The sequence below is a fragment of the Plantactinospora sp. WMMC1484 genome, from assembly GCF_049315195.1.
Classification (GTDB): Bacteria; Actinomycetota; Actinomycetes; order Mycobacteriales; family Micromonosporaceae; genus Plantactinospora.
In genome coordinates this window covers 2537473-2552368 of record NZ_CP186055.1, presented here as the reverse complement: position 1 = coordinate 2552368, position 14896 = coordinate 2537473, and the positions used below count along the sequence as shown (strand labels likewise).

The window sequence follows — 14896 nt, the reverse complement described above, 5'->3', positions numbered from 1 at the left end:
TCCCCGCGGCGCCGCCGATCGGCGGCCCGCCGCAGTTCTCAGGATCACCGTGAGTAGCGGGTGCGGGCTGTCGCGAGGTTGACCACGGCGGCTAACCGACCGGACGTTCCTTAACGGTCGATCAGCATCCCTGGTCAGCCGTTTGCCGAGCGGTCACCTGGGTCGTCGAGCCGGAAGCGATGGTTGGCGGTCGGGGGATCGGTCGACTACCAAGGGTGGCTGACCGTTCGGGTGGAAGAGGATCGAGGTGCCGTTCGTGAGCGCCGCCCGGTTGAACGAGTACTGCAACCCCGCCGTACCAGCCGGGTCCTCGATGCCGACCGTCGCCGCGCTGCCCCGCTCCCGCCCGGTGCCGTCCAGATCCGCGTAGTTGAACACGATCTCCCCGTTCTCCGCGATCACCGCCTCGAAGCTGATCCGGGCGGAGACGAAGCCGTACATCCCGACGTTGCGCCACTCCACCACGAAGCGACGGTTCGGCGCCGTACCGGTCACCGTGGTACGGACGCTGGAGTCCGCGCGCACGTAGAGGTCGTCCCAGAACGGATAGATCCCCGCGTTCGGCAGGCCGGTCACCGGCAACACGCTGTTGGACGGCTGCGAGTGGCCCGGGTCGGCGAAGGAGACGAACCCGTTCGCGGAGATCCAGGCGGTGCGGTAGGTCCGGCCGAAGAACGGCACCGGGAACGGCAGCTCCACCGAGGTGACGACGTCGTCGCCGGCCAGCGGCAGCACGCTGCCCGCCCCGCGCCAGGGAAGACCGGTCTCCGTGCTACAGGAGTAGCCCGGCACGGCGCCGCAACCGGAGGCGCGGCGGTAGGTCGCGGTGTAGGTGCGGGCGGTGGCCGGCGCGGTGATCACGTGCGTCGCCGGCTCCCCGCCGCTCCAGCTCTCGAAGTCGTACGCCGAGCCGCCGGCCGACTGTGGGCTGGGCGCGCTGACCGTGTTCGTCGAGCCGACGATCACCGTACGCGTGAACGGGGCCGTCCCGGTGCTGGCGCCGACGCTCAGCCGCAGCCCGGGCGGGTTGCTGGCGAAGGTGAGGTCCACGGTGCGCGGGTCGAGCCGGCGTACCACGGTGTTCGACAGACCCTGCCCGTCGGTGGCGGTCAGCTCCAGCTCCAGATAGGAGGGATATTCGTGGTCCGGTGCGACGAAGGAGCCGGCGGCCACCCCGGACCACTCCTGGAGGTGGTGGGTGTGGCAGTTGCCGACCGACTCGCAGTGCTCCATCCGCAGCCGCCAGCGCAGCGCGGAGGCCGGCAGGTCGCCCTGCTGCGGGTCGGTGGCCCGGCCGGCGAAGTCGAGCGTGTCCCCGACCCGCCAGGTGGTGCCGAGCACCGGGGCATCCAGCAGGGCCGTCGGGGCGGAGTTGCCGGGCTGGATGGTGACCGTGCCGCTCGCCGTGGCGTCCAGGGTGTCGATGACGGTAAGCGTCGCGGTGTAGCGGCCCGCGTCCGGATATCTGAAGGTGGCAGTGGGTCCGGTGGCGTCGACCGTACCGTCGCTGGTGAAGTCCCACCGGTAGCGCAACCGGCCGGCGTCGGCCGGGTCCGGGTCGGTGGAGGCGGTGCCGTCGAAGGTGACGGTGAGCGGCGTCGGTCCGCTGGTCGGGGTCGCGCTGATCACCGCGGTCGGCGGCTGGTTGCCGGGGAAGTAGCGGATCCGGCGTACGGTGCCGCCGGTGACGTCGGCGTAGTAGAGCTCGCCCCCGGGGCCGATCGCCAGGTCGACCGGTGCCGCAGCGGCCTGGCCGAACGCCTCGATGTCGGCCCGGTTCGGCAACCCGCCGGGGCTGTTCGAGCGCATCGCCCAGATGCAGCCGCGCGAGTAGTCGGCGAAGAAGAGCGCCCCCGCGTACGCCGCCGGATAGCTGCCGCCGCTGCCGGGATAGAACGCGAGCCCGGTGACGGCGTCGCCGCCCGAGCCGCAGTTCTCCCCCGACACCACCGCCGCGCTGTGGTGGTAGCTGTAGTACGGCGCGGTGTGCCCGCCCCCGCTGTAGAGCCGCTCGCAGAGGTTCAGGTTGGCGTTGTCGTAGCTGCCCATCTTGCCGGTCCCCTCGTAGCAGGGCCAGCCGAAGTTCGTCACCCCCGCCGTCGGGTCGACGATCCGGTTGATCTCCTCCCAGGTGCGCCAGCCGACGTCGCCGAGCCAGATCTCGTTGGTGCCGGGCCGGATGGTGAACCGGAACGCGTTGCGGGTGCCGTGGCCGACGATCCGCCGGGCGTTGGGGTCGGCGGCGCCGATCAGCGGGTTGCCGGGCGCGGCGGCACCGGTGGCCGGGTCGAGCCGGAGCACCGCGCCGTCCAGTCCGGTCGGGTCGGCGGTGCTCCGCACGTCCTGGGCGCGCAACGCACCGCCCTCGGCCGTGGGTGGGGTCATGGTGCCGCCGGGCGGGTCGCCGCAGGGGTTGGCCGGAGAGCCCAACTGGCCGTAGTCGACGGTGTTGAAGTTGGCCCCGTCCCCGGCGGTCGCGTAGAGCATGCCGTCGGCGCCGAAGTGCAGGTCGCCGACGGAGTGACTGGGGAACTGCTGGCACCAGTCGGAGATCAGCACCTGCTCCGCGCCGGTCATCACGTCGCCGCCGGCCCGCAACCGGGAGAGCCGGCCGGTGACGACACACTGGCCACTGTTGGCGTTGCCGCAGGTGTCGTTCCAGTAGGGGGCGGTCTGGCCGGGCGGCGCGTCGTAGCTGTAGAGGACGTAGACCCACGGGTCGGAAGGGAAGCCGGGCGGCAGCGCCAGGCCGAGCAGCCCACGGTCCCACTGGTGGTGTACGACCGTGGAGAGGTCGGCGAAGACCGTCGGGGTCGGGTCGGCCAGGTCGCTGAAGACCTTGATCCGGCCACCCTGCTCGGCGACGAAGATCCGCCCGTCCGGGGCGAACTCGATGTTCGTCGGCTTGTCCAGCCCGCTGAACACGACCTGTTCTCCGAACCCGGTCGGCAACGGCATCGCCGACGCCGACGTTCCGGGCAGTGGGACCACGGCGCTCGCCAGCAGCGCCAGCACCAGCCCGAGTCGCATGCCACGTCGCAGCCCCACGGCGCACTCCTTCTCCCTGAGTCCGACGGCCGCCCTGCGGGCCCGAGGTGAACGCCGGCTCACGTTTGTCGGCACAGAGTAGTTTCGACCCCCCACGTTCCACCAGGGGCGCGTCAAATCACGAAACAGGACAGAGATCATGAAACCCGCGCCTGCCCGGCGGTTCATCCATTGTGGCGGCAAATCAGTGTGGATCAACCCTGTGACCTGCCGTTGCGGCCCCGACACGCGGATGAGTGAGTGAAGGAACAATCACCCGATCGGTCGTTGACCATGTAAGTAACTCGACACATCCGCCATTCCCCGGTCCTTGCCCGGACCGGGTTGGTAGAGCAATGTCTTTGGCAGCACCGGGCCGGTGGCGGGACAACCGGCGCGAGTGGACCTCATTCGGATCGCGACGCAATTTCCTTCCGTCGCGACCTTCCATCGAAAACGTCGTCCGAGCTGCGCGGATGGGAGTTAGAGATGGCGGATCGGCGCCCCCATGTCGTCATCGTGGTGGTGAATCTGCCGGCCGAGCGGGACCGCCGGGTGATCCGGGAGTGCCAGGCGCTGGAGGCGGCCGGCTACCGGGCATCGGTGATCTGCCCGCGCGGACCGCGCCGGCTGACCGTGTTACCCGGCACCACGGCAACCCGGATCCACTCCTTTCCACAGCCGCTGGCGGGCAGGGGCGTGCTCTCCTTCGCCGCCGAGTTCGCCTGGGCGCTGATCGCCGTCGCCACCCGGTTGCTCGGCCTGATGCTGCGGACCCGGGTCGACGCCGTCCAGGCATGCAATCCACCGGACGTCTTCTGGGTGATCGGGCTGCTGATGCGGGCCCTCGGCCGCCCCTTCGTCTTCGACCACCACGACCTGAGCCCGGAACTCTACCAGTGCAAGGCGGGCGAGCCCCGGGCGAGCGTGCTGTGGCTGCTCCGGCTCTTCGAACGGTTCTCCTGGCGCACCGCCACCGCCGTGGTCGCCACCAACGAGTCGTTCCGCGAGCTGGCCCTGCGCCGGGGCGGCTGCCCGCCGGAGAAGGTGGTGGTGGTCCGCAACGGGCCCGCGTTGGCGGAGGTCAGGCACGGCGAGGGTCCGACCCCGGAGGATTCCCGGCAGCGGGTGGTCTACGTCGGCGTGATCAACCCACAGGACAACGTCGAGGCCACCGTGCTGGCCGCCGAACGGCTGGCGGGGTTACGCGGCACCGAGGACTGGGAGCTGGTCGTCGCCGGCGACGGCGAGAGCATGCCGGAGCTGCGCCGGCTCGCCACCGAGCGGGGGGTGGACGACGTCGTACGCTTCACCGGCTGGCTGGAGGCCGAGGAGGTCGACGCCCTGCTCTGCTCGGCGTCGGTAGCCATCCAGCCGGACAAGCCGAGCCCGATGGCCGAGATGTACACCATGGCCAAGACCGTGGAGTACGTCGCCCGTGGCGTACCGGTGGTCGCGGTGGACCTGCTGGAAACCCGGCGTACCGCCGAGAAGGCCGCGAGTTACGTGGAGAACGGCAGCCCGGACGAGTTCGCCAAGGCGATCGACCAGCTACTCAGCGACGAGCGGGCCCGTGCGGCGATGAGTGCCACCGGACGGCAGCGCTTCGTCGATGAACTCGCCTGGGACCACCAGGTGAAGTCGTACATCCGACTCTGGGATCGATTGCTCCGCCGGTCGCGGAGCGACTACAACGAAGTCTCACACGGTAACGGGGCCGATGCCGCGCGTCTACCACTCTGACCGTCCGCACCACACTTCCGCGCTCTCGAAAGGGCCGCCCGATGGACCTTCTCGACCTGCTGAAGCTCATGTTTCGGCGGTGGTACGTCTCGGCGCCGATCGTCGTCGTGACGCTCGGCGCGGCCCTCGCGTTCGGCGTGGCGATCCAGCCCGAGTACAAGACCGAGGTGGCCATCCTGCTCGTGCCGCCGACCACCACGGCGGCCCCGGAACCGGACGCGGCACCCCGGCCGGGCAACCCCTGGCTGCGGATCGGCGAGAACGCGATGGCGCAGGCGGTGCAGATCTCGACCTCCGCGCACGACGCCCGGACCAGGATCGCGGCGGCCGGCGGCGACCCCGACTACGAGGTCGGCCTGGTGAACCGCAGCTCGATCCTGACCGTGGCGGTGACGGCGGCGAGCGAGGAGAGTGCCCGCAAGACGGTCGAGGCGGTGACCCAGCTCATCCACGACGACGTCGCCGGACGGCAGGCGCCGTACCAGCCCAACCCGGGTGAGCAGATCACCACCGAGGTGCTGGACCCGGGGCTGAACATCGTGCCGTCCCGCTCCAACGTGCTGCGCGCGCAGGTCGTGATCGTGGCCATCGGTATGCTGCTGGCCGCCGTCGCCGCCGTGGTGCACGACGCGCTGGTCCGCCGCCGGGCGAGCGCCCGGCTCGGGCGGCGCCGCGACGCGCGTGCCCCGATGGCCTGGAACGCCGGCCAGGCGCCGGTCAGGGCTCCGCGCCCGGCACCGGCGGTGACCCCGGCCCCGGTTTCGCCGGCCCCGATCTCCCCCACCCCGGGTCCCCGGTCCACACCGGTCCCCGGTGGCTCCGGACGCGAGCCTACCGAGACCGGTAACGGCCGGGGCACCGCGCCATCGACCGAGGAGACCGTCCTGCTCACCGCCACCGCCCGAAACGTCCTCGACGAATCCGGCCGATGACCTCCCGGAAGCCCACGAGCGCCGGTTGACGGCGCAGGGACGAGACGAGCGACGTGCCGACCTACCTATCCGCGCGGCGGTCCGACACCGTGTACGACGGCATAACCCCCGCCGTACGCCACTTCCCGGACGCGACAGCGGCGGTCGTCGCCTCGGTCATGCTCGCCTACCTGCTCCCGTTCCGGCTGGTCTTTCCGCCCCTGAGCGACCTGGGCAAGCCGGGACTGATGATCGGGTTCGGCCTGCTGGTCTGGTGGGCGCTGAGTCGGCTGCATCCCACCCTGCTCACCCGGGGGCAGCAGCCGATGCGCTGGGCGCTGGCGATCTACCTGGTCACCCTCTTCCTCTCCTACGTCGCCGGGCAGGCCCGGGGCATGCCGGTACTGGAGGCGAACGGCGCCGAGCGGACCCTGCTGATGGCGCTCGCCGGCGCCGGGATCCTGCTCGCCGCCGCCGACGGCGTGCTGACCCGGGAGCGCATCGACAAGGTGCTCCGCTGCCTCTGCTGGGGTGCCAGCTTCATGGCCCTGGTCGCGCTGGTCCAGTTCGTGACCCGGATCGACCTGACCGCCTACATGAAGCTGCCGCCGCTGCTGACCTTCCACCGGGAGGTGATCGGCTTCCGCGACCGGGGCGGCGACGGTCTGGTCCGGGTCGCCGGCACAGCCGGGCACTACATCGAGTTCAGCGTGCTGATGGTGATCAGCCTGGTGGTGGCGATCCACTTCGCCCGGTTCTCCTCGACGCGGCGGGGCCGGCAGATCTACGGCGCGCTGGCGATGTTCCAGGCGGCGGTGATCCCGATCTCGCTCTCCCGCACCGGCGTGCTCGCCCTCGCCGCCGCGATGCTGCTCTTCGTCCTGGTCTGGCCGCTGCGCACCACCTTCAACGTGCTGGTGGTCGGCTGCTTCCTGGCCGCGCTGATCCAGGTCGTCCGGCCGGGGCTGCTGGCCGCGATCAAGTCCCTGCTGCTCGCCGGAGAGAGCGATCCCAGCGTGCAGGCGCGGGTGGAGGACTACGACTACGTGACCCCGTTCATTTGGGAACGGCCCTGGCTGGGGCGCGGGGTCGGCACCTTCCTGCCGGAGCTCTACCAGTTGCTGGACAACCAGTGGCTGACCACCCTGGTCCAGGGCGGCATCATCGGGGTGGCCGGGCTCGCCATCCTCTTCGGAGCCGGAGTGGTGGTCGCCGGCCGGGTACGCCGGTTCGCCCGCACCGAGCGGGACCGCGACCTGGCGGCGGTGCTGGCGGTGGCGATCGGGGTGGCCGCCGCCTCCGGCTTCACCTTCGACTCCATGTACTTCACGACCTTCTTCATCACCGTGCACGTGCTGCTCGGCCTGACCGGAGCGCTGTGGCGGCTGACCAGGGCGGAACGCACCAACCGGATCGAGTCGGGCCGGCCGGGCCGGCAGTCCGACGAAGCCGAGCCGAGGGGAGCGGTCGGATGACCGGCGACGGTGGCATCGACATCCTCATGATCACGTACGACCGCCCGGAGTACGTCCGGCTCTCGCTGCCGCACCTGCTCGACACCTGTCCGGCGGACGCCCGGGTCTGGCTCTGGCACAACGGCACCGACCAGCCGACCCTGACCGCGGTCGAGGAACTCCGGCACCACCCCCGGGTGCACCGCTTCCGGTCCAGCCCGGTCAACGCCGGGCTGACCGAGCCCACCAACTGGCTCTGGTCGGAGGCGACCGGCTCCTACCTGAGCAAGGTCGACGACGACTGCCTGCCCGACCCGGACTGGCTCACCATCCTGCGTCAGGCGCACCAGGACGTGCCCGGCTTCGGGGTGATCGGCACCTGGCGGTTCCCCGCCGAGGACGTCGACGAGGCGCTGGTGGCGGCGAAGCTCGCCGACTATCCGGGCGGGCACCGGCTCTTCCGCAACCACTGGGTGCAGGGCAGCGGCTACCTGCTCAAACGGGAGACGCTGGCCCAGGTGGGGCCGTTGGCCGGCGGCGAGACCTTCACCGCGTGGTGCCTGCGGGCCGCCCGGCTCGGCTGGCTGAACGGCTGGTACCACCCGTTCCTGCCGGAGGACCACATGGACGATCCGCGCAGCCCGCACACCATCTACCGCACCGACGCCGACTTCATCGCCCGGCGGCCGCTGTCGGCCCGGCGGACCGGGGTGACGACGCTCGCCGAGTGGACGGCGCAGATGCGCCACTCCGCCCGGGTCGTCCAGGCCGCCCCGCTGGACCTGCGCGAGTACCAGGGTTGGCGGCTGCGGCGCCGCAACGCCACCCGCCGGCTCCGGCTCGCGCTGACCGGGCGGGCCCCGTGGTGACCAGCGTGGTGGTCGCCGCGCACGACGAGGCGGCGGTGCTCGGCCAGACCCTGCGGACCCTGCTCGCCGACGCCGAGCCGGGCGAGTTCGAGGTGGTCGTGGTCGCGAACGGCTGCACCGACGCCACGGCGGCGGTGGCCCGGTCGGTGCCCGGGGTCGCGGTGCGGGAGCTGCCCGAGCCGGGCAAGCCGGCCGCGCTCAACGCGGGCGACGAGGCGGTGCGCGGCTTCCCGCGGATCTACCTCGACGCCGACATCGCGCTGGAGACCACCGGGGCGCGCGCCCTCGCCGCCGCGGTCGCCGCGCCGGGGGTGCTGGCCGCCGCGCCGCGCCGCCGGCTCGACACCACCGGCCGCCCCCTGCTGGTACGCGGCTACTACGCGATCAACGGGCGGCACCCGGCGTACCGGGACGCGCTCTTCGGCCGGGGTGCGATCGCGCTCTCGGCGGCCGGCCGGGCCCGGTTCGGCCCGTTTCCCGACATCGTCGCCGACGACCTCTTCCTCGACTCGCTCTTCGGCGCGGCCGAGAAACGGGAGGTCGCCGAGGTGGCGACGGTGGTGGCGACGCCCCGGCGCACCGCCGACCTGCTCCGCCGGCTCGGCCGGGTCCGGGCCGGCAACGCCAGCCTGCGCGCCGCCGACGACCGGGTACGCCGGGCCCGCCGCAGTTCCTGGCTGGTCGACGTGGTGCTGCCCCGGCCCTGGCTGCTGCCGGCCGGGGTCTGCTATGCCGGGCTGACCCTGCTGGCGGCGGCGGCCGCCCGCCGCCCGGCGGTACGGGACGGCTGGGGGCGCGACGACTCCAGCCGCGTTCCGGCCGACACCGACGGCGCGACCGGAGCGGCGTCGTGACCCCGGTGGTGAGCGTCGTCGTCGTCTCGTACCAGACCCGCGAGTTGATCATAACCGCGCTGGCCACCCTGCGTGCCGCCTGCCCCGCGGAGCCGTACGAGGTGATCGTGGTCGACAACGCCTCGACCGACGGTTCGGCGGCGGCGGTCGCGGCGGCCTTCCCGGAGGCCCGGGTGCTCCGGCTGGCCCGCAACGTCGGCTTCGGCCGGGCGGTCAACGTCGGCGCGGCCCGGGCCCGGGGAGAATGGCTGCTGCTGCTCAACCCGGACACCGAACCGGTCGGCAACGTCATCGGCGAGCTGCTGGCGTTCACCCGGGCCCACCCCGGGCACGGCATCTACGCCGGTCGCACCCTGGCGCCGGACGGCAGCGACGACGGGCACTCGGTCTTCGGCCCGCCCTCGCTCTGGACGCTCACCTGCTTCGCCACCGGCCTCTCGAAGCTCCTCCCCCGGTCCCGGCTCTTCAACCGGGAGGCGCTGCCCTGGCTGGACCGGTCGGCTTCGGTCCGGGTGCCGGCCGCCTCCGGTTGCCTGCTGCTGGTTCGGCGGACCCTCTTCGCCCAGCTCGGCGGCTTCACTCCGGACTACTTCATGTACAGCGAGGACCTCGATCTCTGCCTGCGGGCGACCGCGCTCGGCGCCCGGCCGGTGCTGGTGCCGGCGGCCCGGGTCCTGCACGTCGGCGGGGCCGCCTCGACCAGCGCCGGCAAGCGGGTGATGCTGCTGCGCGGCCAGGTCACCTTCCTCCGGCTGCACTGGTCGCCGCCCCGGGCCGCGCTGGGCCGGACGCTGCTGGCGGTCGGCATCGCCGCCCGGGCGGCCGGATCCCGGCTCACCGGCCGGGCCGGCTACTGGCGGGAGGTCTGGCGGCACCGCCGCACCTGGCTGGCCGGCTGGCCACCGACGTCCGAGCTGCCCCCGGCCGAGGTCACCGCGCCGGTGCCGCCCGGCCCGCGCGGCACCGCCGACCCGGCGTAGTGACCCGACACGACCAGCCGGGCGGACCGGCTCAGTCCGGCTCCTCCCCGGGCGCGGGCACGTCGGCGAAGGCCGCCACGGTGCGGTCGGCGTACGCGCTGGCGTCGCCGGTCTCCATCGGCCCGTCCCAGGTGGTCGGCAGCGGTACCGGCACCGCCGGGTTGACCCGCCGGACCACCTCGTCGAGTACGGTCTCGGCGTCGCCGACCCAGAGGTGCTTGGCGCCCGGCACGCCGACGACCTCGGCCCGGGGCACCGCCTCGAACCGGCGACGGGCCTCGTCCGGCCGCAGGTAGTCGTCGAACTCGGGGACGAGCGCGGTCAGCGGCTTGCCGGACTTCGCCCACTCGGCCAGGTCGGCGTCGGTGCTGCTGCGCAGCGGCGGGGAGAGCAGGATGGCGCCGACGACGCCCGGGTCGCAGCCGTGCCGCAGAGTCAGGTCGGTGCCGAACGACCAGCCGAGCAGCCAGATCTGCGGCAGCTCGGCGAACTCGGCGTACTCGATGGCCGCCGCCACGTCGTACCGCTCCGCCTCGCCGCCGTCGAAGCTCCCCTCGCTGGTGCCGCGCACGCTGCTGGTGCCCCGGGTGTTGAACCTGAGCACCGCGAGGTCGGCCAGTGCCGGCAGCCGCCAGGCGGCCTTGCGGAAGACATGGCTGTCCATCATCCCGCCGTGGGTGGGGAGCGGGTGCAGACAGACCAGGGTGGCGACCGGGTCCCGCTCGGCGGGCAGCGCCAGCTCGCCGACGAGCCGGAGGCCGTCGGCGGTGTGCAGCTCGATCTCCTCGCGGCGGGCGGGCAGGATGCTGGCGGCGCGGATGGCGGGACTCACAGGGACAAGTCTTACCCGCCGACCGCCGGCCGGTGCAGCCGGCCGGGGCACCGTGACGAAGATCCCTCGCTGTCGCCGCCGGGGTGCGGAGCGTCAGCCGTAGCGCGGGGCGCTGCGCGAGCGTTCCACGCCGGGGCCGCGCCGGTCCCGGGCCCGCCAGCAGCCGGTGTGCCAGTGCCGGCGGTCGGTCAGGTCGCCCTGCCCGTCGGCAGGCCAGGCGACCATGTGGGCGACGCCGGGCCGGATCTCCTGGGCGCAGCCGGGGCAGCGATAGGTCTTGGTCGCCGCGCTGCCCGGGATGTTGCGGACCTGCCACTCGCCGTCCCGCCAGTCCTGCACCGAGCCGACCCCGCGCTCCAGGCGCGCGCGGTCCAGCGGCGGGGCGTCCTCCGGACGCGGGCGGTTGCGACGCGGGCTCACGTCTTCCAGGGTACGCAGCATCCGGCACGGGTCGATCCATGCATCCACCAACACATTATTGCTGTGCGTAACTGTCAAATCACGGTCAGCATCGAGCCCTTCCTGTGTACAGGGAGTTACGTTCCAGGAACATCTCGTCGGTCGGCGATCCGGATCCCTTCGGATGGTGATTCCCGGCCCACAGGAGGAGGACGCGATGTGGAGCAGACGTATCCTCACGGGCCTGCTGGTGACGGCACTACTCGCCGCCGGAGCCCCTCCCCGGGCTGCCTGGGCCGCTGCGCCGGGCGACCCGATCCTGGTCGACTTCAATGACGACGGCGTGACCGACCGGGCGATCCTCGGAGCCATCCACCCCAACCTCTGCTCATTGATCATCCAGTACGGCTCCAGCCCCGGCGTCTACCTGCCGCCGATCGCCTACACCTACCAGCGTCCCGGTGTCGACGTCGGGACCAACTGTCCGGACATCGGCACCGCCTTCGACGGGGACGACGACGACCGCAACGAGCTCTGGCTCGCCTGGAGCGAGGCCGTCCCGCCGGGCATCTCCTACAACCGGATCGCCATCGACGATGACTTCGACACGCTCCTCACGTACACGTCGCCGCTGCCCAACCCGCGCTATCTCGGCACGGAGGACTTCACCGGAAACGGCACCGTCACGCCGTACGCCGTCGGGCCCGGCGGCTACTACACGGCGATCATCGAGAACGGCACGGCCGTCCTCGGTCCGGCCCGGTGGTGCTCGACCGGCACGCCCACCTTCCAGCACACCGACTTCGACCTGAACGGCAGGACGGACGCCGTACTGGCCTACACCGGCGGCTGCGCGGACGAGGAGAACGGCGTGGTGGTGGTGCTCGACGACGGGCGGACCCGGCAGTTGGAACGCGATCTCACCGGGCAGGCCATCTGGCGGATCCAGGTCAGCCGCCTCGGCGCCGACCAGTTCCCGGACGTCCGCACCCAGAACACCCGCACCGGCGAGATCAACTACTACCACAGCGTCGGCGACGGCGAGTTCGTCCGGGGCCCGAAAGCGAACACGGACCGCGTCCGCCTCACCACCGTCAAACCGCTGGCCATCGACGTCCAGGCCAACGACTACACGGCGGCCGAGGCCCGGATCGTCGTCACCACACCGCCCCGGTACGGCACCACACAGGTGCTCTCCGACGAGCGGATCCTGTACCGCCCCCGGGCCGAGCACGGCCGTACCGACCGGTTCACCTACCAGATCCAGCGTGCCGACCGCAGGAGCAGCGCGGTGGTCTACATCAGCTTCCCCTGAGGCCGTCGGCACCGGCGGCCGACCGTCCCCACCAACCTGGGATTACGCCGTGCCGATTCGGTGTCGGATCACCGTCAGCTCAGGTCAGTACCGGGCAGAACCGGTCTAGCGTCCCGAATATGGTCTGGTCCGATTGGCCAGCCAAAGCATGATATGGGGAACGATATGTGGAGCGTTCGCCTCAGCGCTGCAATCATCACCATCGTCGTCGTCGGCGGCGGGATGGCGCCGGTACCCCCCGCGTGGGCCGCCGGCCCCGGTGAGACCGTCTACGGCGACTTCAACGCCGACGGCATCCGGGACGCCGTGCAACTGGGCTCGGTCAGCCCGAACCTCTGCTCCACGATCGTGCAGTACGGGACGGCCGGGGGGACCCTGCTGCCGCCGATCGCCTTCGTCTACCTGAGGGTGGGTACCGCGCCGATGCCGGAGTGCCCGGACATGGGAGTCGCCGCCGATCTCAACGGAGACGGGCGCGACGACCTCGGCATCGGGTGGAGCAGGGGCGCACCGGCCGGGCTCACCTTCAACCGCCTCATCCTCTTTCCCCCGACGTTCCAGCCGGCACTGACATACACGTCGGAGCTCAACTACCCCACCTACTTCGGAGTCGGCGTCTTCAGCCCCGGCGCCGCACCCTCCCCGTACGCGATCGGTCCGGGTGGGATCGTCAACGCCATCATCCAGGACGGCACGGCGGTGCCGGGACCGATCCGGTTCTGCTCCGTCGACGCCCCGACCGCGGAACTCGCCGACTGGACCCGCAGCGGAGTCGACGGCGTCCTGCTGGCCTACGGCGAGGCGTGCGGCGACGGCAGCAGCGGAGTCGTCCGGATCCGCCAGAACGGCACGGTCCAGCAGTTGGAGAACGATCCCACCGGACAGACCCGGTGGACCGCCCGGGTCGTGGACGCCGACGGGGACGGCTATCCCGACGTGCGTACCACGGATCGGCGTACCGGCCGGGTCAGCCACTTCATCAACACCGAGACCGGCGGCATGTTCCTCCTGGTCCGGGCGCCCGACGCGAACACCGACCGGGTCACGCTGGACCGGGTCAAGCCGCTCGCCATCGACGTGCTCGACAACGACCACGTCAGCCTGTCAGCCACGGTCACGGTCAGCACGCCACCCCGGTACGGCACCGTCCAGGTCCTCTCCGACCGCCGGATCATCTACCGGCCGGCCCCGCGGCACGGCCGCACCGATCGGTTCACCTACGTGGTGGCGGAGGATGGCCGACGATCCAGTGCCACCGTCTATCTCAGCTTTCCGGAGTGAACCGGACAATTCCGGGGCTGGCAGGACCGTCCCGGGCCGGACACAGCCGGACACGGCCGGACACGTCGACGTACCAGGGAGGGGCCATGTTGCGGAGACGTACCGCGCTCGTGGTGGTGATGGTGATCGTGGCCGCGACGGGTGGAGCGGTGGCCCGGGCACCGCTCGCCTGGGCCGGCGGTCGGGGTGAGCAGGTCCTCGGCGACGTCAACGGGGACGGCTTCACCGACCGGATCACCCTCGGCCTGGTCCAGCCCGACTTCTGTTCCGTCATCGTGGAGTACGGCACCGCCTCCGGCGACTACCGGTTGCCCGTCGCCTTCGTCTATCTGCGTCCGGGCGGTACCGGCATCGGCACCCGCTGTCCGGAACTCGGCGTGGCCGCCGACCTGAACGGTGACGGGCGGGAGGAACTGGTCGTGGCCTGGTATCCGGGGCCACCGCCGACCGTGCCGTACAACCTCATGTACCTCGACAACTCCTTCCGGCCGGCCTCCGGACTGCACTCGGCGATTTTCGCCCCCTATCACCTCGGCACCGCCGACTTCAACGGCGACGGCCGGGAGGACGTCTACGCGGTCACCGACCAGGGGCAGGGCATCGAGACGTACCTGAACCAGGGCAACGGCACGCTGGCGCAGGGGCCGACCCAGTGGTGCGGCATCCCGATCGACTACGAGCTGGCCGACTTCGATCTCGACGGTGCCGCCGACCTGGTCAACAGCTACAGCGAACGCTGCCGGTCGATCACCTTCAACAGCGGCGTCGCAGTGGTGCTCGACGACGGTACGCCGCAGGAGCTCCAGCACGATCCGGTCGGCCTGGAGACCTGGACCAGCCAGGTGGTGAACGCCAACGGCGACCGGATTCCGGACATCCGCACGGTCTCGCGACTGACCGGAGAGATCGAGTTCTTCATCGGCACCCCGACCGGCGTCTTCGTCCAGTCCCCCAGGGCGAACACCGACTCCGTCACACTCACCGGCACCAGGGCGGTGGCGATCGACGTCCTCGCGAACGACTACGTCAGTTCCCGGGCCACGGTCACGATCAGCGCGCCGCCCCGGTACGGCACCGTCCAGGTCATCAGCGACCGTCGCATCGTCTACCGTCCCCGGGCCGACCATGGTGTTACCGATCGGTTCACGTACCAGATCACGGATGGCGAGCACCGTAGCAGCGGTGTCGTCTATCTGCGGTGGACCGGATAACCCAACCTGGGAGGGGTTGG

12 protein-coding genes are annotated in these 14896 nt (G+C 71.6%); 9 read left to right on the top strand and 3 right to left on the bottom strand.

Features of this window, described 5'->3' with window-relative positions:
- Positions 1-153 precede the first annotated feature (153 nt).
- A complete protein-coding gene (locus ACN28C_RS11325) occupies positions 154-3048 on the bottom strand; it encodes a PQQ-dependent sugar dehydrogenase (RefSeq protein WP_422773447.1) in 2895 nt (964 codons plus the stop codon).
- Between the two features lie 468 nt (positions 3049-3516).
- Between ACN28C_RS11325 and ACN28C_RS11320 the strand changes: the two genes are divergently transcribed.
- The 6 genes from ACN28C_RS11320 to ACN28C_RS11295 all read left to right on the top strand — a co-directional run bounded on the left by ACN28C_RS11320 (position 3517) and on the right by ACN28C_RS11295 (position 9838).
- The gene (locus ACN28C_RS11320; protein WP_422773446.1) at positions 3517-4770 is read left to right on the top strand and encodes a glycosyltransferase family 4 protein; all 1254 of its coding nucleotides are present in this window, start codon (positions 3517-3519) and stop codon (positions 4768-4770) included.
- 41 nt (positions 4771-4811) lie between these two features.
- Positions 4812-5702, top strand: a complete 891-nt coding sequence (locus ACN28C_RS11315; RefSeq protein ID WP_422773445.1) for a hypothetical protein — start codon at positions 4812-4814, stop codon at positions 5700-5702.
- Between the two features lie 89 nt (positions 5703-5791).
- A complete protein-coding gene (locus ACN28C_RS11310) occupies positions 5792-7156 on the top strand; it encodes an O-antigen ligase family protein (RefSeq protein WP_422773444.1) in 1365 nt (454 codons plus the stop codon).
- A complete protein-coding gene (locus ACN28C_RS11305) occupies positions 7153-8004 on the top strand; it encodes a glycosyltransferase family 2 protein (RefSeq protein ID WP_422773443.1) in 852 nt (283 codons plus the stop codon). Before ACN28C_RS11310 ends, ACN28C_RS11305 begins: the two co-directional genes overlap by 4 nt.
- Positions 7998-8858 (top strand): glycosyltransferase, encoded by an 861-nt coding sequence (locus ACN28C_RS11300; protein ID WP_422773442.1) that lies wholly within the window; start codon positions 7998-8000, stop codon positions 8856-8858. Before ACN28C_RS11305 ends, ACN28C_RS11300 begins: the two co-directional genes overlap by 7 nt.
- Positions 8855-9838, top strand: a complete 984-nt coding sequence (locus ACN28C_RS11295; protein WP_422773441.1) for a glycosyltransferase family 2 protein — start codon at positions 8855-8857, stop codon at positions 9836-9838. Before ACN28C_RS11300 ends, ACN28C_RS11295 begins: the two co-directional genes overlap by 4 nt.
- Before the next feature lie 31 nt (positions 9839-9869).
- Here the strand turns inward: ACN28C_RS11295 and ACN28C_RS11290 are convergent, their stop codons facing one another.
- Positions 9870-10670 (bottom strand): alpha/beta hydrolase, encoded by an 801-nt coding sequence (locus ACN28C_RS11290; RefSeq protein ID WP_422773440.1) that lies wholly within the window; start codon positions 10668-10670, stop codon positions 9870-9872.
- Between the two features lie 93 nt (positions 10671-10763).
- The gene (locus ACN28C_RS11285; RefSeq protein ID WP_422774622.1) at positions 10764-11090 is read right to left on the bottom strand and encodes a hypothetical protein; all 327 of its coding nucleotides are present in this window, start codon (positions 11088-11090) and stop codon (positions 10764-10766) included.
- Positions 11091-11286: 196 nt separating this feature from the next.
- On the opposite strand from ACN28C_RS11285, the gene ACN28C_RS11280 reads away from it, so the two are divergent.
- The 3 genes from ACN28C_RS11280 (at position 11287) to ACN28C_RS11270 (ending at position 14876) form a co-directional block, all read left to right on the top strand.
- Positions 11287-12384, top strand: coding sequence for an Ig-like domain-containing protein (locus ACN28C_RS11280; RefSeq protein ID WP_422773439.1), 1098 nt, complete (start codon positions 11287-11289; stop codon positions 12382-12384).
- A gap of 165 nt (positions 12385-12549) precedes the next feature.
- Complete coding sequence (locus ACN28C_RS11275; RefSeq protein ID WP_422773438.1) at positions 12550-13665, top strand: Ig-like domain-containing protein; 1116 nt, start codon at positions 12550-12552, stop codon at positions 13663-13665.
- A gap of 86 nt (positions 13666-13751) precedes the next feature.
- Positions 13752-14876 carry an FG-GAP-like repeat-containing protein gene (locus ACN28C_RS11270; protein ID WP_422773437.1) on the top strand — a complete coding sequence of 375 codons (1125 nt, stop codon included), beginning with the start codon at positions 13752-13754 and terminating at the stop codon, positions 14874-14876.
- Positions 14877-14896: the final 20 nt, after the last annotated feature.

Excerpts from the sequence above, each read along its gene's own strand:
- ACN28C_RS11275 (WP_422773438.1), top strand. The coding sequence starts at position 12,550 with ATGTGGAGCGTTCGCCTCAGCGCTGCAATCATCACCATCGTCGTCGTC.
- ACN28C_RS11315 (WP_422773445.1), top strand. The coding sequence starts at position 4,812 with ATGGACCTTCTCGACCTGCTGAAGCTCATGTTTCGGCGGTGGTACGTC.
- ACN28C_RS11305 (WP_422773443.1), top strand. The coding sequence starts at position 7,153 with ATGACCGGCGACGGTGGCATCGACATCCTCATGATCACGTACGACCGC.
- ACN28C_RS11280 (WP_422773439.1), top strand. The coding sequence starts at position 11,287 with ATGTGGAGCAGACGTATCCTCACGGGCCTGCTGGTGACGGCACTACTC.
- ACN28C_RS11320 (WP_422773446.1), top strand. The coding sequence starts at position 3,517 with ATGGCGGATCGGCGCCCCCATGTCGTCATCGTGGTGGTGAATCTGCCG.
- ACN28C_RS11270 (WP_422773437.1), top strand. The coding sequence starts at position 13,752 with ATGTTGCGGAGACGTACCGCGCTCGTGGTGGTGATGGTGATCGTGGCC.